Source organism: Isosphaeraceae bacterium EP7 (assembly GCA_038400315.1).
Classification (GTDB): Bacteria; Planctomycetota; Planctomycetia; order Isosphaerales; family Isosphaeraceae; genus EP7.
Map to the genome: position 1 here is coordinate 6572927 of CP151667.1, position 26670 is coordinate 6599596.

Below are 26670 nucleotides of genomic sequence, written 5' to 3' on the forward strand. Positions count from 1 at the left end.
AATCAAGGCTCACCACCAGCCGAGCAGGTCGTTGAGCTTGAAGGCGAGGACGGTGACGGTGACGGCGGCGGAGGCGATGACCGAGGCGAGGACGCCGCCGGTGGCGATCTCGCGGGCCGTGCGCAGGCCCGGCTCCTCGGGGTCGCCCAGGGCGCGGGCCAGGGTGTCGACGGCGCTGTGGGCCATCTCGGCGACGAGGATCAGGCCGAAGCCCAGGACGAGCAGGCACCAGGCCATCGGGCCGATGCCGAGCATCGAGGCGACCAGGGCGGTGAGCAGGGCGCGGTAGCCGTGGGCGAAGAAGCTGGAGTCGCCCCGCACGGCATGCTTCCAGCCCCGCAGGCCCGCCACGAGCTTGTCTCGCAGGTTGCGGCGGCCGGCGCGGGCGGCCCACGAAGGCTCGGGGTCGGGCCAGTCGGCCAGGGACCGATCGGCGTCGGCCGACGTGGGCACGGGCAGGAGCCGGGGTGACGGGCGGTCCAGCCTCAGGGAGGCGCCCGGCGGCGAGTCGCCGCCGCGGGGGCTGGTGCTGCTGGTTCCGGCGCTGGTCTCGGGTCGTTCCGGCTGGGTCATCGTCGTGCGGCCTCGGGCTTCGTTCGTGTCCGCCGGCGGGCGTCTGGTGCCCACCTCGCCGGCTTCTCGCCGCGTCGGCTCCAAGCAGTTCAGGTCAGGTTACTGGGTCGGGGCATACCTCGGGTCGAATCGGTTCATCCCGCCGCCCACCGAGCCGACTCGCATGCCGGGGCTGAGCCTCGGGACGAGCTCGAAGCCAAAGGTGTAGCTGTGGCGCTGGGGGTCGACCGACAGGCCGACGGTGGTGAGGAAGTCGGGCCCGATCCGGGTCACCGAGAACATGGCACCCAGCAAGATCGCGTTGCCGAAGTCGTACGAGGTGGCCACGGTGGAGAACCACTTCGGGCTCATCTGGTAGCTGTACATGGCGTTGAGTGCCGACGTGGTGATGACGCCGCTGTTGATGATGTTGTAGCCGACGTAGAAGCTGGCCGAGGGGGGCCGCGCGACGGCCACGCCGATGTTGATCATCTCCAGGCCGAACGGGTCGTTCTTGAGCTTCGGGTTCACCTTGTTGAGCGACTCGCCGCTGATGTCGAAGAACTCGAACCAGCCCGAGGAGACGATGCTGGTGCGGTCGCCCAGGAACCACTCGTAGTTATAGGTGTTCTGGCCGAACGGCTTGCCGAAGTTGTCGCGGGTGGCCTGGGGGAAGTAGGTGGTGTCGATGTCGAAGGTCATCCAGTCGATGATCCGCCTGGCCCCTTCCGGCCCGCGCTTCGTCTGGAGCCGCTGGTGGATGCCCATGTGCACGGTGTCGATGGTCGTCTGGAGGTCGGTGGTGCCGGTGATCGGCGAGAGGCCCCGGCGGGTGATCAGCAGCCGAGGGTCGTACTGGGCCGGCAGGATGCCACCGCCGTAGCTGACCAGTGCGAAGTAGCGGCGGACGAACTCGTAGGTGTTGTCGTCGATGTCGTCCTGCACGCCCAGCTGGTTCAGCGGGACGGTCGAGTAGGCGTTGCGGTAATCGACGATGAAGTTGGCCTTGTGATTCAGGCCGTGGACGTTGAACAGCTCGTTCTCGACGGTGGGGAAGGCCCGGTGAGCCATGACGTCGGCGCGGGCTCCGTAGGCCCCCCAGAGCCGGCCGACTTCCTGGCCGCTGATCTGGTTGTTCCAGCCGACGGCCTGCACCTGGCCGTAGGGAACGACCCTGAGGAAGTCGAAGTTCAGGGGGATGTCCAGCTCGTGGGCCGTGAACAGTCGGCCCGACTCGAAGACCCCGGAGGTGTTGGAGGTGGGGTCATACGGCAGGAAGGCCGTCCCCAGGATGGGGCTGTCGGGGGTGACGTTGAACGGGTTGGGGTTGTTCACCTCGGAGGCCGTGTGCGTGTTGGCGTAGTTGGCTCCGGAGTGCTGATAGTAGTTCAGGCGGCCGCCGAAGAGCGAGTCTCCCAGGCGGTAGTAATCGAGCCGGGGGAGCCACTGGGTCTCGGTGTTGAAGTTCTGGAAGTTCCCCTCGGTGAGGATCGTGAACGCGGAATTGCCCCTCGACCGGATCAGATAGGCGAGCGTCGCCTGGTCCATGCCGGTCTCGTTGAGCCGCTTGTAGTACTGCTCCAGGAAGTAGCGGTCGGAGACGTAGGCGCCTTCGAGCTGGAGGCGGAAGTCGTCGAGCGGGTCCGACTCGTCGGTCAGGAGCGACTGCATGTGCCGGGCCAGGATCCGGCCGCGGAACCGCTCGCCGGGGGGGACCGACGTGCGCTGATATCCCAGCTTCGTCGGGGCGATGCCCGTGTCGGTGATGACGGCGGGGCCGCCGCCCAGCACGTCCATGCCATAGTCGTTCAGGCCCCAGACGTCGAAGTAGCCGAAGTATTCGCTGGCGTAGTTGGGGATCAGATCCTTGCCGAACCAGCCGATCTCGCTGCCCGCCGCGATGCCGCGGTAGCTGAGGTAGTCCAGGTCGAGGTTCCAGGTGTCGACGTTCGCCGGCTTCTTCAGCCCCAGGACCTTGAACCCGTCCCAGTCGGTGAGGACCTGCTGGCCGAAGTAGTTGTTGGTCCGGAAGCCGATCTGCCGCAGCGGCGGCTCGATCGAGTCGGCATCACCCACAAACCGGGGCCAGTAGAAGACGGGGACCGCCCCGATGTAGAAGAAGTTCTGGCGGGCGTCGAACCGCCAGGTGAGCTGCTTGGGGGCGTTGGGGTCGTCGGCCCGGCCCACCTTGTTGCCGGACCTCGGGTTCTTCTGCTGGCTCTCGACCCGCGTCAGGTCGATCGTCCGGCTGTTGAAGCGGTAGCCGGGCGTGGGGAACCGGCTGCCGCTGGTGGTCGTCGGCTGCGCCCTGATCTGCGGCAGTCCGAGGCCCATGCCGAAGCCGGCGCCAAGGTCCTGCATCTCGCGGAACTGCTCGATGCGCGGGGCCTTGGTCTTGATCGGCGCGATCAGGCCGGGGACGAACAGGTCGACCTGGCCGTCGGTGACGATGACCCGCTCGGTGCGCATGTCGATGAAGGCGCGGTCGCCGCGGAAGACCTTCTGGTCGCCGTTGCCCAGCTGCTTGCGCTCATCCTGGCGGATGATCACGTTGCCTTCGAGGTAGACCTCCATCGGCTCCTTGAGGTCCGACGTCGCCCGGCCGTTGCCGTCGAGCAACGCCCTGGGGGCCTTGGCGTCGGGCTTGCGGAAGACGACGACGCTGTCGGCCTCGATATCGATGATGCCGATGTTGGGCGCGGACGTGATCATATGCACGCCGCCGCGAATGACGAACACCTCAGTGCCGTCGGGCCGGTCTGGCTGCTTGTTGTCGAGCAGCGGCGAGGCACCGTCGCGGGGCTCGATCGTGGTGACACGCTGGGTAAAAGGCATCAAGGGGCCGGCGCCCACGCCCTCGTCGTCCGGCGCAGCATCACCCTCGGCCCGCGGCTCGGAGGGCATCGACTCCTCGGGCAGCGGATTGAGCAGGGTCGGCGGCGGGTCGACGTCGGGGGCCGATTCGGCCGCCGGGTCGATGGGCAGGTTTCCGCCCATGTTGCCGCCGAAGGCGTCTGCGTTGAACTGGGCCGGGGTGACCGCAGGATCGGCGGGGATCTGGCCCGGCGCGGCCTCGATCGGGGCCGTCGCGGCGACTTCCAGCACCGCGGGAAGCTCGGGCAGCGGCGCGGCGGGGTCCGAGGTCGCCGCCACCTCGGCCGGCGGGGCCGGCGGCAGATCCGGCAGCGCCGCCTCGGCGGTCGCCGGCAAGTCGGCCGGCGTCGGCTCGGACTGGGCGGCGGCAACGGGCTCGGCTGGAGGTGGAGAGATGGGCGCGGGCTCGACCGCGACGGGCGGGGCGACGCCGGTCGTCGCGACGGGCGCGGCGGACGCGAGCTGGGCGGTCGGCCGATTCAGGGTGTCGGGGAAGGCGCGGGCGATGAGCGGGAGCCGGGGCGGGCTGGGCAGGCGCTCAACGCCGTCCTTCTCGTAGGTCTTCAATTGGGTCGGGCGTGCCGAGCTGAGCTCGGCGCGGACGGGCCTGGCCGAGGCCTCCTCGCGGCCGCTGAGGGTGACGTGCCCCTCGGCATACAGCTCGATTCGTGCCTCGTCCTTCGAGCCTTCCGGCGGCGGCGTGAACCGGGCGAGTATCCGGCCGGCGCGCACCCCTTCGACCCCTTGCAGGGCCGCGGCCTGGCCTTCCAGCAGGGCCCAGCGCACCGGGTCGTCGTCCCAGGTCCGCAGGCGCTCGGCGGTCAGCACGACCGGATCGGATGCCGATGCGGCGATCCGTACGGGCACATCGGCGGGAGCCGTCGCGAGGGCGACGCCCCCGACGACGAATATCGCCAGCCAGGCGGCGAGCGGCCCGAGATGGCCCCCGCGCAGTGGCCGGGCCCGGCCGTTGGTCTGGTCGTATCCCCGCACGCGTCCTCCGATGAGCTCGGCACCACGACGCGGGCCAACCCGGCCTTCCTTGGCCGGACGCAAGCCCGCACCTTCCGCCGGACTTTGCGCAAGGCAAAGCCCCGACTTGGGCGTGTCGATCGGCCCGTCGCGCGGCGACGGCGAGCCGACACCCGGGCACATGGTTGGCCTGGGGGGGGCGGCTCGGTCCGGCGGTTTTGGTGGGGATTCGTGGCGGTGCGGCAAGCCGAGGACGGGACGTTCGGGCGGCAAGGTAACGGCGGGGCCGGGAAGCGTCAAGCGGAGTCACGCGCGGGTCCCGGCCCGGCGGATCAGGGGGCCGCGGCGAACCAGCGTTCGAAGGAGTCGAAGGTGGCGGCCGCAGAGTCGACGATCCGGTCCTCGGCGTCGGGGGAGTCGGAGCGAGCCGTCAGGGCGTCGCCGAAGGCCTTCCACATCGACCCCACGCGGTCGCCGTAGCTGCTGAAGAAGGCCAGGGCCCCGGCGGCCTCGGGAAGCTCCTTGGAGACCGACTTGCGGACGTACTGGCCGCCCAGGGTCGCCCCCTCCATCACATACATGCAGCCGAGCGCCTCGGGCCGCCCCGGCAAGGGGGGCAGGTCGCGGCAGAGTGGCAGGGCGTCGATCTCGGACTCGCCCAGGCCCAGGGCCAGCAGGTCGCGCCGCAGCAAGGGGGTCTTGCGACGGTCGTCCAGCTCGAGGCCTTCTTCCCCCCCGAGGAGCGGGACGAGGGCCGCCTCGGCGGGCGCGTAGAACCCGTAGAATCGCTCGATCAGGACGCGATACCCCTCGATCGTGGCACATCGGCCGCCGATGTTCACGCGCCCTTCCAGGGCTTCGTGTTGCGGCCGGGTCCGCTCCTTCAGACGTTTCAGGACCATCGGAACTCATCTCTGGAGGCCGGCGTGGGCCTCCGTCTCGGGGCGGTGCGAATTCAAAGGGTTCGGCAAGTCAGGTCGGTCAGGCGCGCCGGGCGAGGGCCTCCGGCACGTCGGCCGAGAGGATTCGCTCCAGGGTTGCCAGGTCGACCGGCTTGACCAGGTGATGGTCGAAGCCCGCCTCGTGCGAGAGCCTTATGTCGCGGTCGCTGCCATAGCCGGTCACCGCCACCAGCAGCGTCGAGCGATGCTCGGCCCGCCCTCGCAGTTGCCGGGCGACTTCATAACCATCCATGGTCGGCAGCCCGATGTCCAGGAGGACCACGTCGGGCCGGAAGTCGCGGGCCGCCTCCAGGGCCTCGGGACCGTCGTAGGCGAGCCTCGTCTCGTGCCCCATGAACTGCAAGAGCATCGCGAGGCACTGGGCGGCGGTCGCGTTGTCGTCGACGACCAGGATCTGGAGCGGCCGGGCCGCCTTGCCGTCATCCGTCGTCGAATCCAGGTCGGCGTCGGCCTGCTCGACGGGCAGCGGCAGGCAGACGGCGAACTCGCTCCCCCGCCCGGGCCCCGGGCTGGAGGCGGCGACGGTCCCGCCGTGCAGCTCGACCAGGATCCGGACCAGGGTCAGACCGATCCCGAGGCCTCCCTGGCTCCGGTCCAGCGACCGCTCGGCCTGGGCAAACAGGTCGAAGACATGCGGGAGCATCTCCGGGGCGATGCCGATGCCGGTGTCGCGGACCTTCAGGATCAGCTCCGCCTCGGCGCGCCTCGCCTCGACCTCGATCGAGCCCCCCGGGTCGGTGTACTTCACGGCATTGGCCAGCAGGTTCACCAGCACCTGGCCCAGCCGCGTCGGGTCGCCCTGCAGTTGGATGGGCTCGTCGGGCAGGCGGACGGAGAGGTTGTGCCGCATCGCCTCGACCGAGGGGCGGACCGACTCGATGGCCTGATCCATCAGCGCCGTCAGCTCCACCGGCTCAGACCGGAGCGTGATCGCCCCCCTCGCGATGCGCGAGACGTCCAGCAAGTCGTCGACCAGGCGGACGAGGTGCCTGACCTGGCGCTCGATGAGGGCCCGCATCTGCTCGCGGATCTGGGGGTCTTCGCCCCGCAGGCCCATGATCTGGACGGCGTTGAGGATGGGGGCCATGGGGTTCCGAAGCTCGTGGGCGAGCATCGCCAGGAACTCGTCCTTGCGGCGATCGGTGTCGCGTGCCTCGTCGTACAGCCGCTCCAGCTCCAGCCGCTGCCGCGCCAGCTCGCGGGTCGTCTCGACCTTGTGGATCGACTCCTCGATGGTGTGCCGCAGGCCTTCGGCCGTGAAGTGCCCTTTGACCAGGTAGTCGTGCACGCCGAGCTTCAGGGCCTGCACGGCGACGATCTCGCCCCCCCGGCCGGTGAGCATCACGACCGCGAAGGGGGCCACGCCGGTGCCTCCCTCCAGCGTCTCCAGAAACTCCAGCCCGTCCATGTCGGGCAGGTCGTAGTCGAGCAGCATGCAATCGAAGTCGGGCGAGGCCTTCAAGGCCTGGATGGCCTCCTCGCCGGTGCCGGCCTCGGTCAGAACGTAGGAGATCGAGGGGTCCTGGGACAGGTGGCGGCGGATGATCTCGCGGTCCTCGGGGCTATCTTCCACGATCAGGACGCGGCGCTCGGCCTTGGGTTCGGGCGGGGCGGACGGGGGCGTCATCATCAGAGGGGGCCCCCGGGAAGGGTCACGGCTTCGAACCAGTACTCGTTGAGCTGCCTGATCGTGCCGAGTAGCTGCTTGAAGTCGACCGGCTTGATGATGTAGCTGCTGGCGCCCCGGTGATAGCAGGCGTCGATGTCGATCGGGCTCGATGAGGTGGTCAGCACCACAACGGGGGTGCCGCGGATCGCCACGTTGGCCTTGATCTGCTCGAGGACCTCCTGGCCGTCGGTGCCCGGCAGGTTCAGGTCTAGCAGCACCAGGGCGGCCTTGGGCGCCTTGCCTTCCTCGGCGTAGCGGCCGCGGCAGAGCAGGTAGTCGAGCGCCTCCTCGCCATCGACGCAGCGTCGGACGGGCCGGTTCGCCTCGGTCTTGCGGAAGGCCCTCAGCGTCGCCTCGAAATCCTCGTCGCTATCCTCGACCACCAGGATCACTCGACCGGAGTCCATTCGCATGCCCTCAGACCCTCAGCGTGAAATAGAACGTCGAGCCCTGTTCCGGTCCGGACTCGACCCAGATGCTTCCGCCGTGCCGTTCGACGATCTTCTTGGCGATCGTCAGCCCGGCCCCCGTCCCGCCGCCGAATTTATCGCGGCCGTGCAGCCGCTTGAAGAGCCTGAAGATGAGCAGGGCATGCTTCTCCGGGATGCCGATCCCGTTGTCGCGGACGTAGAGCACCAGCTCGCCGGGGGGTGTCGGCATACCTTCCGCCGGCCTGACCGGCTCCGCATAGCCGATCTCGACCCACGCCGGGCGGTTGAGATTGTATTTGATCGCGTTGGCGACGAGGTTGCTCAGCACCTCGCCGATCCCCACCCGGTCGCAACGCACCACGGGCAAGGGGCGAGGGATCCTGATCTCCACGTCGGGGCCGAGTAGCCGGGCCTGGAGGCTGTCGAGCACCTCGGCGACCAGCTCATTGAGGTCCACCGGCACGACGGAGAGCTCCTCGCGCCCCAGCCTGGAGTAGCGCAGCAGAGACTCGATGAGATCTTCCATTCGCTTGGACAGGCGGACGAGGGTCTCGAGCTTGGCCGTGCCGTCGGGCTCCAGCTTCTCCGCGTAGTCTTCGAGCAGGAATGTGGCGTAATTGTGGATCCCCCGCAGGGGTTCCTTCAGGTCGTGCGAGGCGATGTAGGCGAAGGCGTCGAGGTCGGTATTCGACCGGGCCAGCTCGACGTTCAGCCGGGTCAGCTCCTCGGCCCGCCGCACGACCACGGCGATGATCACGTCGCGCAGTCCTCGGGCTGCGTCGAGCTCGCAGGCCTTCCAGGGCAACGACTTGAGGCGGACGACCTCTTTCCACCTCTCGAAGCTGGTCCGGGGCGAGAGCATCGGGCCTCCGGGGCCCGGGACGACCTGCTTCTTGGGGTCGCCCCCCCAGTTCACCGCCTGGATGACCTCGGGCCGAAACCAGAGCACATAGTGACCGTGCGCCTTGGATGTGGCGATGGAAACCAGGCCGCTGGCGGTCTCCTTGTAGGCCTCGGCTTCGGGCAGGAGGCGAGGAAGGCTGTCGGTGTGGAAGACCTCCCCCTCGGTGTGCACCTTCAGCCACTGCACTAGCCGCTTGATCTGGTCGACGTCGGGCGTCGCGCCCAGGGTGGCGCAATCGCCGTCGAAGACGATGGCCGCCCCCTGCGCGGCGGTCAGGTCGAGAAGGCCGGGCTCGCGGCCCGTGAGACCTTGGACCAGGTCGGCCGTCTCGCTCATCCTTCGCAGCAGCTCCTCGCGGATTGACTGCAACGACGCCTTGTACTCGACGTCCTCGCTGTCTTCTTTGATCCCCAGTTGCACCGAGACGAGCACGCCGAGGAACTCGCAGGCGGCCCTGACATCGGGCGGAAGATATCTCGGCCCGTCGTAATGCATGCAGGAGAGCAGCCCCCAGAGCCGCCCTTCACGCATCAGCGAGACCGACAGGCTCGCCGTCGCCCCCATGTTCTTCAGGTACTGGATGTGGATGGGCGAGACGCTGCGCAAGGCTGCGTAGGTCAGGTCCAGCGGCGCGCCGGTCGCGGGGTCGAGCTCCGGCACCAGCCTGGCGGGGGTGTAACCGACGTCGGCGATCAGGCGAATCGGGTTCAGGTGGTAAAGCCGCCTGGCCTGCTCGGGGATGTCGCTCGCGGGGAAGTGCAGCCCCAGCAGCGGCTCCAGGCCGGGACGGCATTCCTCGGCCAGCACCTGCCCGTTCCACTGCGCGTCGAAGCGGTAGACCGTGACCCGGTCGAAGCCGATCAGCGCCCGCATCTCGGCGACGGCCACCCGGCAGAAGTCCATCAGGCTGGCCGCCCGCTGGAGCCTGGACATCGCCCGACGGATGGTGCGCGAGTGATCGGGAGGCGGACCCGGGTCGCCGGGCCGGCCGTTTTCCAACTCCAGGATCAGGGCCCCGTTATGGCGGTGGGCCGTAGCGTTGAAGGTCAGGCCTTCCTCCCCGCGCAGCGTCAGCCGCGAAGGGCTCGGGTCGGCCGAGGTCAGGACCTCCCGGATGCAGGGCCAATGGCCGGCATCGACCAGACCTTCCAGGCCGGTGCCGATCAGGTCGCGGGCGGCGACCCCCAGCAGGTCGGCCGCGTTCTCGCTGGCCTGGACGACGATCAGGTCGGGCTCGGACAGCGAGAGGAGCACCCCGTGCGGCTGGACACGACCGGGGATGTGGATCGGCTCGAACTCGCAATTCGTCAGGTCGACGACGCGTTTGGCCGATTCTTGACGATCAGGCATTACCGTACCCTGGAAGGCCGGGTCCCGGGGCGGCGGGTCCGGCACTTCGTCCGACGGCAAGCTCCCCGCGGCTCGAAGGGCGGGGCGCAGTGGACTCGGACAACCTGGCGATGTGAGGCTCAGGCCGCAATCCGGTCAACATTCTTCGGCATCGGGCCGCACCCTGTCAATGGACCGGGCCGCTCAGATCAGGAGCCGGTTTGGCTCCGATGTCCGCAGCCGGTCGCGCAGCGACGGATTCAGGCCGTACCCCAGGCTGAGCAGCTTGATCGGGTGCAACGTCACCTTGCCCCTCGGCTGCTCCATCTGCATCCGGCAGGCGCCGCATTCGGTGGCGCCCAGCTCGATGTCATCCTCGCGGAAACGCCGCAGGAGCCCACGGCCGGCCCTCAGCGACGTCCGGAATTGCGTCTTCGCCAGCCCGAACGTCCCGGCCATGCCCGAGCAGCCGCGGTCGATGAACTCGGCGTTCAGTTCGGGGATCCCCCGGATCAGGTCCAGGCCCGGCGTCCCCACGTCGAGCGACCGGAGGTGGCAGGGCTGATGGTAACCCACGCGGGCCCGTACCGGGGTTTCGGGTCTGGGCAATTCGCCCAGCTCGCTCATCTCCCGCAGATAGTCGCCCACGTCGCGAGTGTTCTCGGCGACGAGCGCCGCGTCGAGGTCGTCGGTGAGCTTGAGATACTCGACCTTCAGCATCAGGGCGGCGGTGGGCTCGGAGCAGACGATGGTGTAGCCATCGCGGACGGCATCGCCCAGCACACGCAGGTTGGCCAGGGCCAGGTCGCGTGCGTGCTCAAGGTCTCCGGCCACCAGGGCGGGCATGCCCGAGCCTCGCTGCCCCTTGGGCACGAGCACGTCGACCCCGGCGTGCTGGAGCACCCCGACAACGCTTTCGGCAAGTTCCTGGTCGTAATGGTTGGCGTAGACGTCGACGAAGTAGGCCACACGCCGCCCGCCCGTCACGTTGTCCTTCGATTGGGTCAGGCCCATGCGCTCGGCCCTGCGGACGAATGGCGTCCGATTCGCCCTGGGGAGCCGGCGGTAGCGGGACAGGCCGGTCGCCCGCTCCATGACCCAGCGGGCCGACCGGCGGCCCAGCAAGGCGTTGGCGATCAGCGGGAACCGGCTGGCCAGACTCGACCAGATGTCGATCCGGGCGAGGAACCAGTCGGCGTGGGCCAGCCCGTGGTTCTCGACGTAGGCGGCCTTGGCCTCGAGCATCAGGGTCGAGACGTCGACGCCCGAGGGGCACTCAGTCCGGCATAGGTTGCAGTGGATGCAGAGCCCCGCGTTGCGGCGGAACTCCTCAGTGCCCCACAGTTTAGGATCGACGGCGCCGGTCGCCACCTGGCGTACTAGGTTGGCCTGCGCACGGGGGCTGGCCGCCTCGTCGCGCGAGGCCCTGAACGTGGGGCACATCCGCATCGTCGGCTCCTGCGTCCGGCAGGTCCCGCAGCCATTGCAGTTCGACGCCGCCTCCAGCATCGAGAGCCCCGCCCAGCGCAGAGCCGAGACCGGCCCCGGGGCGGGTTCCGCGGGCTCTCCGCCGAAGGCCAGCTCCGGATGGTCGCCCGACGCCCCGGGGGAGTCCGGCGGCCAGAGCACGGTGGGCAGCGCTGCGGGCTGGATCGGCCGCAAGTGGCGAGTCAGCAGGTGCGGGTCATGGCCGACGACCTTGCCGGGGTTGAGGATATGCGCCGGGTCGAACGCCTCCTTGATCTCGTCATTGATCCGGGCCAGGTCCGATGACTGGCGGCGGAGGAACTGGGTGCGCACCAGGCCGCAGCCGTGCTCGCCCGAGACCGTGCCGCCGAACTCCCAGGCGGCCTCGGACAGGTCGTCGGCCAGGGGCTCGAGCTTGGCGCGATCGGCGACCTCGGCCAGGTCCAGGAACGGCCTGACGTGCAGCTGACCGTCGCCAGCGTGGGCGTACAGGGTCCAGGGGACCTCATGATGCCGCAGGATGGCCTGGAGCCTCTGGAGGAACCGCGGCAACATCTCGGGGGGGACGGCCAGGTCCTCGACGAACGGCACCGGCCGCGCACGCCCCGCACGCCGCATCAATTGCGGGACCACCGCCCGTCGTAGCCCGAGCAGCGCCTCGACCCCGGCCTTGCGGTGAACCTCCACGGCGTCGGCCACCAGCAGGCCGGAGCCCTCGATGCGTCGCGCCAGCCGGCGGGCGCGTTCGGCCACGAGGTCGGCATCGTCCCCCTCGAACTCGACGACCAGGGCGGCCTCGGCGGCTTCGGGCACCCAGTTCTTGTAGGGGGCGCCGGCATCGCGGGCCAGGCTCAGGCTCCGCCAGTCGAACAGGTCGCAGGCCGAGGGGCTCTCGGCCATCACGTCGGCCACCGCCGATGCGGCGTCACTCAACCGGCCGAACGGCAGCAGCAGGGCCGACTGGGCCGCCGGCAGCGGCACGGTCGTCAGCGTTGCCTCGGCCACCAGGGCCAGCGTCCCCTCCGACCCGACGAGCAGCCGGGCCAGGTCGATCCCGTCGGCTCGCACGGCCGACGCCAGCGCGTAGCCGGCCCGGTTCCTGGGCGACTTCGGTCCCGAGCGCGACAGCAGGTCGGCGTGGCGGCGGGCCAGCACGGCCAGCTTCCGCAGGATATGCCCCTTCAGGTCGACCGGCTCCTGTTCGAAGGAGGGCCAGGGCTCGAATCCGAGCTCGGCGGTCTCCGCCCCGGCGAAGACGACCGACAGCCGCTCGACATAGTCGGCCGTGGTCCCGTAGCGGATCGACCGCGAGCCCGCGGCGTTCACCGCGATCATCCCCCCCACCGTGCGCGACTCGGGCCCGCTCGGGTCGGGGCCGATCTTGCGGCCCAGGGGGGCCAGGTGGGCGTTCAAGACGTCCAGCACCACGCCGGGCTGAACCACCACGCTCTCCGGCCCGATCGAGATGATCCGCCGGAAGTGGCGGCTGAAGTCGACGACCAGGCCCGGCCCCAGCGCTCCGCCCGCCAGCCCGGTGCCGGCACCCCGAGCGTGCACGGGGATCCCGTTCTCGGCGGCGTACCTCACGGTGGTCGTCAGGTCGTCCAGGGTCCGGGGCACGACCACGCCCAGCGGGTCGATCTCGAAGATGCTGGCGTCGTGCGCGTACGGAGCCCGGCCGATCGCCTCGAACCGCAGTTCGCCGGCGATCAGCCCGCGCAGGTCGTCGTGGATCCGGGCGCGACGTTCGTCCACCTCGGGGTCGGGCCTCGTCGGGGTCGGGGTCGTCCGGAATCGTGTCGAACGGGGGAAGTCATGGCGGGGGGGTTCAGCGCGAGGTGTTGCGTGCGCGGACCTCCTCGACCCGCAGCCGCTCCTGGCGATAGCGCTCGCCGACGGCCAGGTCGAAGAACCGGAATTGGCCCGCGGGGTTGGCCCCCGGGCCGCGATGCTGCCCCAGGCAACGATAGCAGATGATGACGTCGGGCACGAGGTAGTACAGCGCCAGGTCCAGCAGCGCCGAGGCCAGCAAGATCCCGTACGTCCACATGTACATGTCATAGTACCAGAAGACCGAGCTGATGCCGAACCCGACGAAGACGATCGCCAGGCCCAGGCCCTGCGGGAAGTCCTTCTGGGCGTAGAGCTCCCCCGTCGAGCAGTAGGCGCACGCGTGCAGCCCGCCGTCGACGATCGAGCCCGCGGCCACCGGCCGGCCCGCGCCGCAGGTCACGCAGGTCAGGTCGGCCTGGGCCTCGACGTGGTCGACCCGTTGGTTCGACTCGCAGCGGCTGCACTCGTAGGTCAGTTCCATCGGCCGGACTCCCGTCCCGTTCAGAGCAGCACGCCCGCCCGGCGCGACAGGATCAGGGCCGTCAGCTCGCCGAAGAGGACCAGAGTCATCGCAATATAGAGGATACCGGTGGCCGACTGCGTCGACCGCATCCTCGTCGTCTTCCAGGCCAGGGTCATGGCCAGGATGGGCCCGGCGACGCCCATTCCCCAGCGAATCGCCAGGAACAGGCCCGAGGCGTCGGCCGTCTGGGCCCCCGCCCTGCCCGACATGTACAGACCCAGGCCCAGCGCCGCCAGTAGGGTGCGGACGCCCATCGCCGCCACGGCCCAGGCCACCGCGCGTTCCAGGGGGACGATCGACATCGAAGGGGCCGTCAGGTAATAGTGCCCCAGAAGCATCGCCGTCAGCGTCGAGCCGAGCAACAGAGCCGACGAGATCCGGCCCGCCACGTCCAGCGCCGACAGGGTCGGATCGCCCCCCATCGAGGCCCAGGCCAGCAACGACGACGCGGCGATCACCGCGGCCGCGTCGGCCGGCAGGCCCACCCTCGGCAGGCCCAGCCCCCAGGCCACCGCCGACACATACCCCAGGGCCGCCAAGGCCGCCGCGCCGGCGACCGCCGAGGTCGGACCCACCCGCGCCATGTCCAGGGCCGCCAGCACCGCCAGGGCCATCAAAACCTGGCTGTGCGTCTGGAAGAATTTGGGCGGGACTTGCCGCCAGGGGGTCACCAGCAGCATCGCCGCCAGGCCACCCGAGAGGCGAATCGCGAAGTCGGCCAGCATCGGCATCAGGGTCGCCATCGACGGGCCTCGGTCGCGCACGCTCGCGGTGGAACTGGAGGGTGGGACGGCCGGCGACGGCCGCTCACTTGCCGTGGATCAGGGAGAGGACCTCGGCGCGGGTGGCGAGCCGGTCCTTGCAGATGCCACGCATGGCGCTGGTGATCATCGTGCTGTTGTGCTTGCGCACCCCGCGCATCGTCATGCAGCTGTGGCTGGCCTCGATGACCACGGCCACCCCCTTGGCCGACAGCTCCTCGACGAGCAGGTCGGCAACCTCCTCGGTCAGCCGCTCCTGCAACTGGGGTCGCCTCGAGAGGACGTCGATGACCCTGGGGATCTTCGACAGCCCGACGACCCGTCCGTTGGGGACGTAGGCCACGTGCGCCACGCCGACGAACGGCAGCAGGTGGTGCTCGCAGAAGCTTTCGAACCGGATGTCCTTGACCAGCACCAGCTCGTCGTACTTCTGCGTGAACAGCTTGCGCAGGTGGATCCGGGGGTCCTGGTGCAGCCCCTGGAAAATCTCGGCATACATGCGGGCGACGCGGTCGGGGGTCTCAAGCAGCCCTTCGCGGTCGGGATCTTCGCCGACGGCGATGAGGATCTCGCGGACCGCCCTGCGAATGCGGGCCAGGTCGACGGGCCCATCGGCGGCGGGAACGGCCGTCGTCTCGGCCGCGTCTTCGTCGGCGCCGCAGCCGGCCTGGTCGCGCGGCTGGTCGTCCGACGCGAGGCGGTTCGTCATGATCGCTCCCCAGATGGCCCCGCGGAGCGGGACCGGCGGAAAATCTCTAACAGACAACAGGCTTTGGATTTCCGCCAAGTGCGGATAGGCATTCTAGCGACAGACCCCCTTGAAAGCAAGGGTCCGAGGCCATCCCGAGCGGCTCAGTTGACGCTGAAATCCGGGGGGAACGGCTTCAGGCCGACCGGATCGACGCCGGCGAACTCCTGAAGTCGTCGCAGCAGCCGGTCGGCTCGCTCCTCAACGAGCGGCTCGGCCAGGAACGACTGCTTCGTCGCCGGCGAGAGCCGCAAGGCGTGCGCCATCATGTCCACCGCCACGCCCAGCGGCAGATCCGCCGCCAGCAACCGTTCCAGGTCGGGGTCGAGCCCCCTGCCCTTCGAGATCGCGACGCGGAACAGGCCGACGAGGCTCGCCTTGATCTGCCCAGGGTCCATCGCGGCGTCCGGCTCGAGATCCTCGAGGATCTCGGCCTCGGCGATCCGATAGAGCTTCTCGGAGGGGATCTCGCGAAGCAGGCGCACTCGCTTGCGGCCCAACAGCAGGAAATTGAACCGGCCGTCGGGCAGGCGCTCGTGCTGAAGGATGCGTCCCAGGCAGGCGACCGGCTCGATCACGGCGCGTCCGTCGGGCATCATCTCCGCGGGCATCGGCACCCGGACGACGGTGACCAGGCCGTCGCCGGCCAAGGCGTCCTCGGTCATCTGCCTGTATCGCGGCTCGAAGATGTGCAGCGGCAGGATGCTGTGCGGGAACTGGACGACGTCGGGCAGCGGGAACAGCCGGCAGACGCCGTCGAAGCCGCGAAGGTCCAGATCATCCTCGCTCGAAGGTCCCATCATCGAGGCGGCTCTTTCACCATAGGGCGTGGGGCATCCCTCCCCGGCGAACGCCCGGGCGGGGCGGGGTCATCGGGCGCGGAAAAAGCCCCACGGTACGCCCTGCGGCGTCCAGCGTGGCATGCGGCGGGCGAGCCGGCATCGGGCCTCCCAACCACCCGGTTATCTTGGCCCCTGGTGGGCCGTTCGGCAAGGGCGGGCCACGTTGACAGCACCGCCTCGGCGGTTACGATGTCCGCGCGGGGGGAGGTCGTCTCGCCCCTCGACCCCGAAGTCCGCCAGCCCAAGCGGAGGCCCCCGCGTTGCCGCGTCAGGCCCCCACCCCCGCAGAGCTCGACCCGAAACGCCAGGCCGGGCGTGTCGTCCGCGCCCTGGTCAAACTCTACCCCGAGCCCCGATGCGCGCTCGTCCACCGCGACGCCTTCGAGCTGCTCGTCGCCACGATCCTCTCGGCCCAGTGCACCGACGTCCGGGTGAACATGGTGACGCCGGCACTCTTCGCCCTCTATCCCGACGCCCGGGCCCTGGCCGCCGCCGACCTGGCCGAGGTCGAGCGGCTGGTCCACTCCACCGGCTTCTTCCGTGCCAAGGCCGCGAACCTCGTCGCCATGGCCGGCCGGCTCGTCGAGTTACACGGTGGCCAGGTCCCGCGCGACCTGGAGGCCCTGACCGCCCTGCCCGGCGTCGGCCGCAAGACCGCGCACGTCGTGATGGGCAACGCCTTCCGCATCCCCTCGGGCGTCGTCGTCGACACCCACGTCAAACGGCTCTCGATGCGCCTGGGCCTGACAACCAAGACCGATCCCGAGCGCGTGGAACGCGACCTGGAGGCGATCGTCCCGAAGTCACACTGGATCGACTTCAGCCACCGCCTCATCGAGCACGGCCGCCGGACCTGCATCGCCCTGAGACCACGCTGCGACGCCTGCGAGCTCGCCTCGTTCTGCCCCCAGATCGGAGTCACCACCCGGGGGGTCTGACGGGTTCGACGTCGATCAGGCCGACAGCGGCTTGCGGAAGATGGTCCGCTGCATGTCGCGCATATTCATCGAGAACGTCATCTTGTTCAGGCCGAGCATCGTCGAGAGCTTGGTCAGGCCGGCCTGCACCTTGTCGCTCTTGGACATCACGCCGATGTTCCAGAGCAGGCGTTCCATGCTGAGCGACCGTCCGACGAGCTGGAGCTTGACCGACTCGAAGCCCGCCTTCTCGGCTTCCTTGCGCAAGGTGTCGGTGGTGAAGAAGTAGATATGGCCGTTGCAGCTGACGCTCCGCTCGCGACGGCCGAGCATCTTGAACGTCAGCGAGTCGTACCTGGGCGTCTCCATCAGCAGGTGGCCGCCCGGCTTGAGCACCCGGAAGATCTCGCTCAAGGTTGCCGTCGGGCTGGGGACGTGCTCGATGACGTGCAGCAAGATCACGATGTCGGCCGTCGCATCGGGGATGTTGGCCTCCTCGAGGATCTTGGGGACGACGTCGATCTTCATCTCCTCATCGATGTACTGGCAGAATCCTTTATTAGGCTCGACTCCCCGGACTTCCCAGCCATCCTGCCGGTAGTAGTCCAGCATGAAGCCCATGCCGCAGCCGACCTCGAGCACCACGCCCCGCTTGGGGTAGATCTCGTTGAAGTAAGCCTTGGTCGCGGCATAGTCGCGGACCTGGAGCTTCTCCTTCTCATACCTGGGGCGCTGCGATTCGGCGACCTTCCGCGTGAACTCCGGGTCGTAGTTCTCGATCTCGACGCAGTCCGGGTCTTTCGCACGCGGGTTGGAGTACATCAACCCGCACTTATTGCATTTCACAATCTGACTGTTCTGCGCCTCTCCGGCCTTGAAGACGACGGTGAAGTCATCGGAGGAACAAAGGTCACAAACCAGGGTGTTGGTGCTAATGCTCATGGGGAGTTCTTCGCCCGTGCCAGGCACTTGAGTCGTGGTAATGACAGGGTGTCACGAGGCTCAGGCCTGGAATCCACAGTACGCGGGCGGCCCGAGGCGGGACTGATTCGTTAGTCGCATTTTAAAAAAAATTATCCTTCCCACCAGTCCGAAGTAAAGGCCGTTGCCCGAATCCACCTTTTGCCGAAGTTCAGGGTCCCCGGCCCTGCCGTGTCCGGGATGATTTGGCATCGCACGGACCTGAGGTGGTCGCGCCGGGCCGGAAGTTTGATAGGATCAACCGGCCCTGGATCCGGGGCGGGTGACAAAGATAACCGCCGGGATGGCTTCTGTCCGACGATTGGACCATACGACAAGGGGGACGGAGCCAGCGATGCACATCCGCGACATCTTCAAGGCCCACGCCACCACCTTCAGCTTCGAGTTCTTCCCGCCCAAGAATGACGAGGCGTCGGAGGAGCTGTTCGCCAACATCGCCCGTCTCCAGGCCCTCCAGCCCAGCTTCGTCAGCGTGACCTACGGCGCGGGGGGCTCGACCCGCGAGCGAACCCACGACCTGATCGTGCGGATCCAGCGGGAGACCAGCCTGACGGCCGTCTCGCACCTGACCTGCGTCTGCCACAGCCGGGAAGAGCTGTCCTCGCTGCTCGACCGCTACGCCGCCTCGGGCATCGAGAACATCCTGGCCCTCGGCGGCGACCTGCCCCGCGACCGCCCCAACTACGACCGCAACGTCGACGCGTTCCAGTACTCCGACGGCCTGGTCAGGTTCATCAAGGAGCACCCCGCCCCGGGTCTCCCCCAGGGCTTCGGCATCGGCGTGGCGGGCTTCCCCGAAGGGCACCCCGGCACGCCCAATCGCCTGAAGGAGATGGAGTATCTCAAGCGGAAGGTCGACGCCGGCGCGGATTACATCTGCACCCAGCTCTTCTTCAGCAATGCAGACTTCTACGACTTCCGCGAGCGCTGCGAGTACGCCGGGATCACCGTGCCCATCATCGCGGGCATCATGCCCGTGGCTTCCAAGCATGGGATGGCCCGCATGGCCGAGCTCGCCCTGGGCGCCCGCTTCCCGGCGCGGCTGCAGAAGGCCATCGACCGGTGCAGCGACCGCGAGGGCGAGAGCAAGGTGGGCATCCATTGGGCCACTGAGCAGTGCCGCGACCTGCTGGACAACGACGTCCGCGGCATCCACTTCTACACCCTCAACCGATCCGACGCCACCCGCTGCATCTACGAGAACCTGGGCGTTCAGAACTCGTTGGCCCTCCGCGCCACCCGCTGACAGGCGGGGCCCACAACGCCCCCGCACCGCACCATGCACGACGACCTGACCGTGAGGCTCAAGGCCGAGGGGCTGCGGCTGGGGTTCGACCGCCTGGGCGTGGCCCCCGCCGTCGCCCCGCCCGGGCACCCGCGCCTGCTCGACTGGCTGGACGCCGGCCGCGAGGCGGAAATGGGCTACATGCGTCGCCAGGCCGAGGCCCGGGCGCACCCGTCGAGCGTGCTGCCGGGGGTCCGCTCCGTCGTCGTCGCGAGCCTCGTTTACGGCCGCCCCGAGCCCAATCCACCCGGGCCGACTCAGGGGAAAATCGCCCGGTACGCACGCGGGGATGACTATCACGGGGTCCTCTGGCGGCGGCTGGAGCAGCTCCTCGACTGGCTGAAGGCCGAGTGCCCCGGCGCGACCGGCCGCGCAGTGGCCGACACCGCGCCGCTGGCCGAGCGCGACTTCGCCAGGCTGGCCGGCATGGGCTGGATCGGCAAGAACACGATGCTCATCGACCGCACGCTGGGCAGCTTCACCGTGCTGGGCGCCCTGCTCGTCGACGTCGACTTGCGGCCCGACGCCCCCTTCCAGGCCGACCACTGCGGCACCTGCACCCGCTGCCTGGACGCCTGCCCGACCTCGGCCTTCGACGCCCCGGGCGTGCTCAACGCGGGCCGCTGCATCAGCTACTGGACAATCGAGCACAAGGGCGCCGTCGACGAGCGCATCGCCGAGCAGATCGACGGCTGGGCGTTCGGCTGCGATATCTGTCAGGACGTCTGCCCCTGGAACCGCAAGGCAAGCCTCGGGCGCGAGCCCGCGCTGGAGCCGAGCCCCCAGCGAACCAACCCCGACCTGCTCTCCTGGCTCGACGCCGACCCGGCCGCGCTCCGGGCCGAGATCAAGGGGACGGCCCTGGCCCGCACCAAGCGTGCCGGGCTGGTGCGCAACGCTTCGCTCGTGCTGGGCCAGCGTCGCGAGCCCTCGGCCACGCCGGCCCTGGCCCGGCGGCTGGCCGACGCCGATCCCGCCGTACGAGCCGCCGCCGCCTGGGCCCTCGGGCGCATCGGCGGGCCAGCGGCCCTGTCCTCGCTACGGCAGGCGGAAGTCGACGAGCAGGACCCGGCGACGCTCGAAGCGATCCGCCGGGCCCTGGATTCCAGTCGATCAAACGATCGGGGCGATTAGGCCTTGGTCGTGATCGTCTCGGGGGCGTTGGCGTCGTAGGTCACCGGCGAGATGTTGCCGGCGATCGACTGGCCAAAGGAGTCGTTGCTGGAAACCCGGAACGTGTTGGCCCCGGCGCCCAGCGGGGTCGTGATCTTGTAGTTGCCGGTCGCGTCGACCGTGGTGGCCACGACCGGCACACGGCCGGAGATCTCGGTGAACGAGACCAGGGAACCCGGCGATGCGGTGCCGTTGAAGCCGATGGTGGTGGCCTTGGTGACGCGGTCGGCAAGGCCGGTGTCGCTGGCCTCGTCGAGGTTGGCCGAGACGACCGGCGAGATGGTCGTCGCGGCGCCGACGTTCTGCTTGGCGATCTTCATATCCTGATTGGTGACTTTGCCGTCGCGGTTGACGTCGGCATCGAAGTTATATTTGGTGGTGCCGGCGACGGCGTTCATGGCCGTCTTGAGGGCCTTGATGTCGGCCGCATCAACCTTGCCGTCGCCGCTGACGTCGCCGGCCAGGTAGACGCCAAGCAGGGCGGCCCCCTTGGTGGCACCCTTGGCCGAGATGTTCGCCTTGAAGCTGGCCTCGCCGGCGGCGTTGAGCCGCACCGTCAGCGGGAAGACACTCGCCGACGACTTGTTGCCGGTCGTCGAGGCCTTGCGCTGGGCTGGGGTGGCGAACTTGGCCTGGGTCGCACGCACCTCGCCCTTGGTGGCCACGTCGGTGACGCTGTCGAGCTTCGCCTGCACGGTCGAGCCCGACTGCGCGACGACGTCGATGCCCAGGGTGAGCTTGCCGCTCTTGGGCAGCGTGAACGACTTGCTGCTGATGACGAACGGCACCGCGGTGGTGCCGCCGGCCGTGTCGATGGAGGTCGGCAGGATGGCGAACGTGCCCCCCGCGCCCCCGGTCAGCAGCCGGCGCCCTTCGAGCATCTCGGGCCCGGTAATGCTCGGCTTGCGGCGACGGTCTCGATTTTCTGACGTGCTCATCGGTCCCTCCTGGACGACGGAGATACGACCCTGGGGCTGATCCGGACGGAGGGGGGCGGCCCCGAGGTTTCGATGTTCGGACGGTCGGCCAACCTCGGATTCCATCCCAGGCCGGTGGCCGCCTCTGTTATCCATCGAAGATCGGCCGGGCGGGCGTCTCGCCTTGAAGGAAGATTCGGAAAAATCCCGACAATCCTCAGAGCAATCCCAGTCGACGCAAACACCCCGGAAGGCCGAGTGAGGCCTTCCGGGGCGGAGCGATCGAATCCCGTCGAGATCGAAGCGTCGGAGCGGCCGTCTAGCGGGCGCCGATACTCCGGGCTCGAGCGCCGGCCATGTGGGGCGTGCGGGCCCCGGCCGTCGTGGGAGCCGGTGAAGGGGCCTGGTCCTCGACGAACGGGGACTCGTTTCGTTCGGCGAGGACACGCCAGGCGACCCCCACATACACTGCGATCCCCGCCCAGAGGAACATCCCGTAGGCCTGGGCGATCTTGTGCCCCTGGCCACCCAGGAAGAGGCCGCCGAGCTCGCTCGACGTGCTGGCCATCAGCAGTGTGGCCAGCCCCAACAGCGAGGCCAGGCCCCATCGCGTGGCCTTCGGCAAGCTTGGCATTCCCACCCGGCAGGCCAGGTAGGTCATCGGCAGCAGCAGCGTCACGTAATGGTGCTTCCAGCTCCGTTCGGAGACGAACAGCATCGTCAGCACCACCAGGGAGAACTCGCCGAGCATCCGCGGGTCGACCCTGCGAACGGCCTTGGTCCGACAGAGCAGGGCCAGCACGGCGACGAACCCGAGCGAGGAGACCTTGGCCAGGCGGGCCACCATCGCGGGATCCCAGGCCACGAAGTTCACCGGGATCTTCGAGTCGTATCGATCGGGGCCCACACTGTCGGTCAGCAGCCTCGACAGGACGCCGACCATCGACTGGTTGATGTCCCCCTTGCCGATGTTGCCGTCGACCAGGTAGGGGCTCAAAATTCGGTGCCACCACGACGCCAGGCACTGCATGTTCAGGTGCGGGCCGAGCACGGCGCTGGGGACCACGAAGAAGAACAGGGCCATGCTCAGCATCGTCGCGCCCGCGGCCCGCCACGACTTCTTGTAGAGGAAGTAGGGGACGAACAGGGCCGGCGTCACCTTGTAGGTGATGGCCAGGCCCAGGGCCAGGCCGGCCCGCACGTCCCAGCCGCGTCGCCAGCTGGCCAGCGCCAGGACGATCAGGGCCATGATGATGAGATTGTTGTTGCCGTGGTGCAGGTCGCTGAGGATCGGCCGCAGCGTCAGCAGCAGGATGGCCCCCTCAATCCAGGGCGAGATGCGTCGGCCCTCGGGCACCGCCATCTTCAGCAGCAGCCGGAACGAGAGTGCGGCCAGCCCGACCTTGATCATGAAGAACAGGACGGCCCCCACCACCGGGTTCATCGCGGCCAGGGGGGCCAGCGAGATCGCCATGATCGGCGGGTTGGGGTACAGCGTCGTGTCGTAGATGTTATGCCCGGCCATGAGCTCGAGCACCTGCGGCCGCCAGCGGATGAACGCGCTCCGGTCATCGGCCGCCTTGCCGGCGTACAGCACCGCCGCCACGGCAAGGATGACGAACACGGTCACGCGAATCCCGCGCCTGACCTTCAGGTCGGCGGCGGGCTGGTCGGGCACGGGCAGGGGTGTGGTCGCCGTGGGGACGGGCGGCACGGATCGCTCCTTCCTTGGAGGTACGGCCACGCTGGGGGCGGCCCGTTGCCCGATGGGTTCCGGGCGCCCGGCCGATGCAGGCCCCCCCTCATCCTGGGGGAAAGGCCAGTTCCAGCGTCAGGGGCGCCGGGCCGGTTCCGGGTTCGGGACGGAGCCGGAGGAACGGGACCGGATCCCCTTCCAACGTCACCTCGTCCCAGCGCGCCGGCGGGTCGCCCCGCAGGCACGGGACGGAGTGATACCGGAGCACGATGGTCCCGTCAATCCCAGGCCGCCCCGGCCGGACCAACAACCGCCCGTCGGCGGCCGTGACCTCCGCCTCCCCCTCGATCGCCGCGCCACCAAACCCCTTCACACGCCCGATCAAGAGCGTCCCGTCGTCGTCCTTCACGTCGACCAGGTCGGGGTTGTCCTTGCAGAACGAACGGGCCCGGGGGCTCCAGCAGACGATCGCCGCCGGTCGGTACAGGCGTGCATACTTGACGAACTGCTCCCGCGACCATTGCGCGTCGCCGAAGAGCTTCCCCTCGCCCACCTGCGTGAAATTCGTCGCCACAGGGATGTGAAGATAAGGGCCGCCGATGACCTCGACCCCCGTCCGCTCGGGCAGCAGGCCGCTGTAACGCCGGCCTCGGAACGGGTCGGGGACGCCCGGCACGTCGACCCCGCTCTCCTCGTAATAGAGCCGCTCGCCCGGCTTCACGTGCTCACGCACCCGGTCCAAAACCCAGTGCAGCCTGGGCGAAGGTCGGCTGGACAGGAACGGCTCGGGTCCGCCGATCCGATACCGGACCGAGCCCACCACCGAGGGCCCGAACACGCGGACACCAATCGCCAGAATCGCCAGGGCCGCCAGCCCGTCGGCCCGCCAGCCGCGCCCGCGTGAGCGGTCCCAGCTCCGGTCACGCAGCCGCCCGGCCACCTCGGACCACCCCAGGCCCAAGGCCACCGCTAGCGCCGTGTAGAACGCGTAGGTGTGCCGGCCGGGCTGCAAGGAGTCCAGGGCCCGCCAGTAGCCCGCCAGGTAGCCCCAGCCGAATCCGGCCGCCGTGTACCCGGCCAGCGCCGCCGCGGCGACCGGCCGCCGCCGCCAGAGCGAGAGCAAGCCCAGCGGCGCGGCGCCGATGAGCAAGGCCTGGACCACCGGCTCGCGGTCGACGATCTGGAGCAGGCGGTTGACCACCCCCTCGTCGTGCTTCATCACGAAGTCGCTGGCCCCCTTCGTCGCCGCCAGCCAGTATCCGGGCAGCCACCAGAACGCATTCAGGGCCAGCACGACCGGCGGCATCAGCCAGACTCCCGCATGCCGCGCGACCGGGAAGCCCTCCGACCGCCGCCAGGCAACCGCGTACGCCGCCAGGGCCGACGGCACCAGGACCATCGCCACCGTCGGGTGCACCAGGGCCACCAGCGATGACCCCGCCGCGGCCAGAAGCCAGCGCCCGAGCCCCCCGCGCTCCAGGTATCCGGCGATCATCCCGGCCGTCCAGAGACCCAGCGGCACGCCCGTGAAGTAGGCGACCATCCCCAGCGAGGCGTAGTTGATCGGGAAGTCGGTCCAGACGTAAACCAGGTAGACGAGCACCGCCGCGCACCGCGCGTGCGGCCCCGCCCCCAGCGACCGCGCCGCCGCCGAGACCACATACGGCACGCACGCCGTGGCCAGCAGGACGAACACGTTATAAGCCCGCGCCGGATGACTCCCGCCGAAGGCCGCCACGAACAGGCTGACCGCCGTGGCCGACGGATCCGAGACGATGCTCCGCGCATAGCCGGCCATGAAGGCGGGATCGTACGCGGCGGTGGTCCAACTCGCCTTCAGGGTCGCGCGGGCTTTGGCGGCATGGTGATAGTGCATGCCGTGGTCGTCGCGCAGGATCGGCCAATCGCCGCCGATCTCGGTCCAGCCTCCCATGCCCAGCCAGATGGCGGCGGCATGCATCAGGCAGAGCACCGGGGTCATGATCAGCGAGATCAAGTGGATGCGCCCGGGTCCCGGGTCGGCCCCGTCGGCGGGCGCATCGTCGCCGCCCGGCCGGGCCCCGCCGCGCGGGGGGCTCGCCAGGTCGTACACGTCGGTCGTTGCTGCCACGCGTCGGCCCGAGTTGAATGGGTGGGGTTGCGGGTGGGTCGGACGGGCCGAGGCGCGTCCGATTCGGCAAAGAGGCAATTGCGGCCCGCAGGATTCGAACCTGCAACCAAGGGATTCGAGGCATCCCCGCGTTTCCGCGGGGCTCGGACTATCTCACCCTCACCGCGCGCCGCGCCGTTTCTGGTCGCGTCGCGGGGAGGCCGGGCGCTCGTCGGCGGGGAGTATCGTTCGGGCCTCACCCCGCTAGTCTCTGAACCTTCCTGGCCACCTTTCGCCCGGGCCAGGCTTGGCTGCGGATTGCCATGCCGCCGGCTGTCTCCGCGCGTCTCCGGAAAGATCCGGGGGCACGCGGGCCGCTCGGTTTAGGTTCCCCGCAATTCACCCGGATCGCGTACGGGGGTTCCCCCCCGCCGCCACCACTTTGTTTGATGAGTCCCCTGCTCTGCCGTTGAGCTAGGGCCGCATGCCGCGCCATCATTGCCATTCGGAGGCGAAACTTCAAGCCTCGCGACGCCCCGGCGCGCGGATGGCCGTGGGAGTTGACACGGGTGCGTGTTGCGCCCAAGATTCAACGGTGGTCAGGCTCGCGGTGCGAGCGGGCGCGACCGGCAATGGTCCGATCCGCCCGCGGCCGACTTCGCCGCGAGCCAAGGTGTAGACTGAAGTTAGCAGAGACCGACTGCCGGACGCGTCGACCTTGAAGTGCGGCCAGACGGCCGCGTCGGCGACGCGCCGTGTCCGGGCGTGCCGGCGCCTAGCGCGCCCCGCGCCGAGGGGAGGATCCGCGATGCCGTTGTCGTCCAGAACTCGGGTGACGCGCAAGGCCCCCGCACGCGCCTGGGCCTTCGCCGTCGCGGCCTGGCTGACCTGCCTGGCCTGGGTCCCCGCCACGGCCCAGGAAACGGCCAAGGACGCCCCTAAGGTCGAGGCCCCGGCCGAGCCGGCGCCGCCGGCCGTCGAGGTCGCGCCCGCGGACGCCAACGCGGCACCCGCCGCCACCGAGGCACCGGCCACGTCGCCCCCCCGAACCAAGAATATGCTCATGTGGGCCATCGAGGCCTCGGGCCTCATGGGCGTCTTCCTCGTCGGCCTCTCCATCTACTTCACCGCCCTGGTCATCCGCCTCTTCATGGAGCTGAGGCTCAGCGAGGCCGTCCCCCTGCCGCTCGTCGAGAAGCTGGAGACCGCCATCAAGGACCGCAAGTTCCAGGAGGCCTACGACGCCTGCCGGGACAACGACTCGTTCCTCGCCAAGCTCGTCCGCACCGGTGTCGCCGCCCTGCCCAACGGCCGAGCCGAGGCCAAGGAGGCCATGTCCGACGTCTCCGACGAGGTCGTCACCGGCATGGAGACCCGCATCAGCTATCTGGCCATCATCGGCTCCATCGGCCCGATGATCGGCCTGGTCGGCACCATCTGGGGCATGATCCAGAGCTTCCAGGAGATCGCCACCGCCGCCGGCAGCCAGCCCAAGCCCGAGAAGGTCGCCGAGGGCATCTCCACCGCCCTGTTTATCACCCTCGAAGGCGTCAGCCTCGCCGTCCCGGCCATCTTCTTCTTCGGCTTCTTCCGCAACCGGATCGCCCACATGACCGTCGAGGCCAACAAGGTCGCCGACCGCACCATCGCCGCGCTCCTGGCCGCCTCCAAGCAGCAGGCCAAGCCCGCCGCCTGAGGCCTCCCGAGCCCGCGACAGACGAGCCGAGTGAGCCCAGATCGAGCCG

At 69.2% G+C, this 26670-nt stretch carries 19 protein-coding genes; 4 read left to right on the plus strand and 15 right to left on the minus strand.

Annotated elements, in window-relative coordinates:
* Positions 1-9: 9 nt before the first annotated feature.
* From EP7_RS25940 to EP7_RS25990, 11 genes are all read right to left on the minus strand, one after another.
* Positions 10-573, minus strand: a complete 564-nt coding sequence (locus tag EP7_RS25940; RefSeq protein ID WP_463525145.1) for a diacylglycerol kinase — start codon at positions 571-573, stop codon at positions 10-12.
* A gap of 99 nt (positions 574-672) precedes the next feature.
* Entirely contained in the window at positions 673-4482 is a 3810-nt protein-coding gene (locus EP7_RS25945) for an LPS-assembly protein LptD (RefSeq protein ID WP_463525146.1), read from the minus strand.
* A 248-nt stretch (positions 4483-4730) separates the two neighbouring features.
* Entirely contained in the window at positions 4731-5300 is a 570-nt protein-coding gene (locus EP7_RS25950; protein WP_463525147.1) for a biliverdin-producing heme oxygenase, read from the minus strand.
* A gap of 79 nt (positions 5301-5379) precedes the next feature.
* On the minus strand, positions 5380-6990 hold the full coding sequence (locus EP7_RS25955) for a response regulator (RefSeq protein ID WP_463525148.1): 1611 nt from the start codon (positions 6988-6990) through the stop codon (positions 5380-5382).
* On the minus strand, positions 6990-7436 hold the full coding sequence (locus tag EP7_RS25960; protein ID WP_463525149.1) for a response regulator: 447 nt from the start codon (positions 7434-7436) through the stop codon (positions 6990-6992). The genes EP7_RS25955 and EP7_RS25960 overlap by 1 nt, the downstream gene beginning before the upstream one ends.
* 10 nt (positions 7437-7446) lie before the next feature.
* Positions 7447-9714: an ATP-binding protein gene (locus EP7_RS25965; protein ID WP_463525151.1), complete on the minus strand. Its 2268-nt coding sequence runs from the start codon at positions 9712-9714 to the stop codon at positions 7447-7449.
* A 183-nt stretch (positions 9715-9897) separates the two neighbouring features.
* A complete protein-coding gene (locus EP7_RS25970) occupies positions 9898-12915 on the minus strand; it encodes an FAD-linked oxidase C-terminal domain-containing protein (protein WP_463525152.1) in 3018 nt (1005 codons plus the stop codon).
* Between the two features lie 73 nt (positions 12916-12988).
* Positions 12989-13474 (minus strand): hypothetical protein, encoded by a 486-nt coding sequence (locus tag EP7_RS25975; protein WP_463525153.1) that lies wholly within the window; start codon positions 13472-13474, stop codon positions 12989-12991.
* A gap of 20 nt (positions 13475-13494) precedes the next feature.
* Positions 13495-14259 (minus strand): hypothetical protein, encoded by a 765-nt coding sequence (locus EP7_RS25980; protein ID WP_463525154.1) that lies wholly within the window; start codon positions 14257-14259, stop codon positions 13495-13497.
* Between the two features lie 64 nt (positions 14260-14323).
* Positions 14324-14986, minus strand: coding sequence for a GTP cyclohydrolase I FolE (gene folE, locus EP7_RS25985; protein WP_463525155.1), 663 nt, complete (start codon positions 14984-14986; stop codon positions 14324-14326).
* 143 nt (positions 14987-15129) lie between these two features.
* Positions 15130-15828, minus strand: coding sequence for an LON peptidase substrate-binding domain-containing protein (locus EP7_RS25990; protein ID WP_463525156.1), 699 nt, complete (start codon positions 15826-15828; stop codon positions 15130-15132).
* A gap of 299 nt (positions 15829-16127) precedes the next feature.
* Here EP7_RS25990 and nth point away from each other — a divergent pair, with 299 nt between their 5' ends.
* The gene (gene nth / locus EP7_RS25995) at positions 16128-16805 is read left to right on the plus strand and encodes an endonuclease III (protein ID WP_463525157.1); all 678 of its coding nucleotides are present in this window, start codon (positions 16128-16130) and stop codon (positions 16803-16805) included.
* A 15-nt stretch (positions 16806-16820) separates the two neighbouring features.
* On the opposite strand, the gene EP7_RS26000 is transcribed toward nth, so the two are convergent.
* On the minus strand, positions 16821-17726 hold the full coding sequence (locus tag EP7_RS26000) for a class I SAM-dependent methyltransferase (RefSeq protein ID WP_463525158.1): 906 nt from the start codon (positions 17724-17726) through the stop codon (positions 16821-16823).
* A 373-nt stretch (positions 17727-18099) separates the two neighbouring features.
* On the opposite strand from EP7_RS26000, the gene metF reads away from it, so the two are divergent.
* Positions 18100-19011: a methylenetetrahydrofolate reductase [NAD(P)H] gene (gene metF / locus EP7_RS26005; RefSeq protein ID WP_463525160.1), complete on the plus strand. Its 912-nt coding sequence runs from the start codon at positions 18100-18102 to the stop codon at positions 19009-19011.
* Between the two features lie 33 nt (positions 19012-19044).
* On the plus strand, positions 19045-20184 hold the full coding sequence (queG, locus tag EP7_RS26010) for a tRNA epoxyqueuosine(34) reductase QueG (RefSeq protein ID WP_463525161.1): 1140 nt from the start codon (positions 19045-19047) through the stop codon (positions 20182-20184).
* Here the strand turns inward: queG and EP7_RS26015 are convergent.
* The 3 genes from EP7_RS26015 to EP7_RS26025 form a co-directional block, all read right to left on the minus strand.
* The gene (locus EP7_RS26015) at positions 20181-21161 is read right to left on the minus strand and encodes a dockerin type I domain-containing protein (RefSeq protein ID WP_463525162.1); all 981 of its coding nucleotides are present in this window, start codon (positions 21159-21161) and stop codon (positions 20181-20183) included. The genes queG and EP7_RS26015 overlap by 4 nt on opposite strands.
* Before the next feature lie 298 nt (positions 21162-21459).
* The gene (locus EP7_RS26020; protein ID WP_463525163.1) at positions 21460-22854 is read right to left on the minus strand and encodes a glycosyltransferase family 87 protein; all 1395 of its coding nucleotides are present in this window, start codon (positions 22852-22854) and stop codon (positions 21460-21462) included.
* 88 nt (positions 22855-22942) lie between these two features.
* Complete coding sequence (locus tag EP7_RS26025) at positions 22943-24946, minus strand: hypothetical protein (protein WP_463525164.1); 2004 nt, start codon at positions 24944-24946, stop codon at positions 22943-22945.
* Positions 24947-25733: 787 nt separating this feature from the next.
* Here EP7_RS26025 and EP7_RS26030 point away from each other — a divergent pair.
* Complete coding sequence (locus EP7_RS26030; RefSeq protein ID WP_463525165.1) at positions 25734-26621, plus strand: MotA/TolQ/ExbB proton channel family protein; 888 nt, start codon at positions 25734-25736, stop codon at positions 26619-26621.
* Positions 26622-26670: the final 49 nt, after the last annotated feature.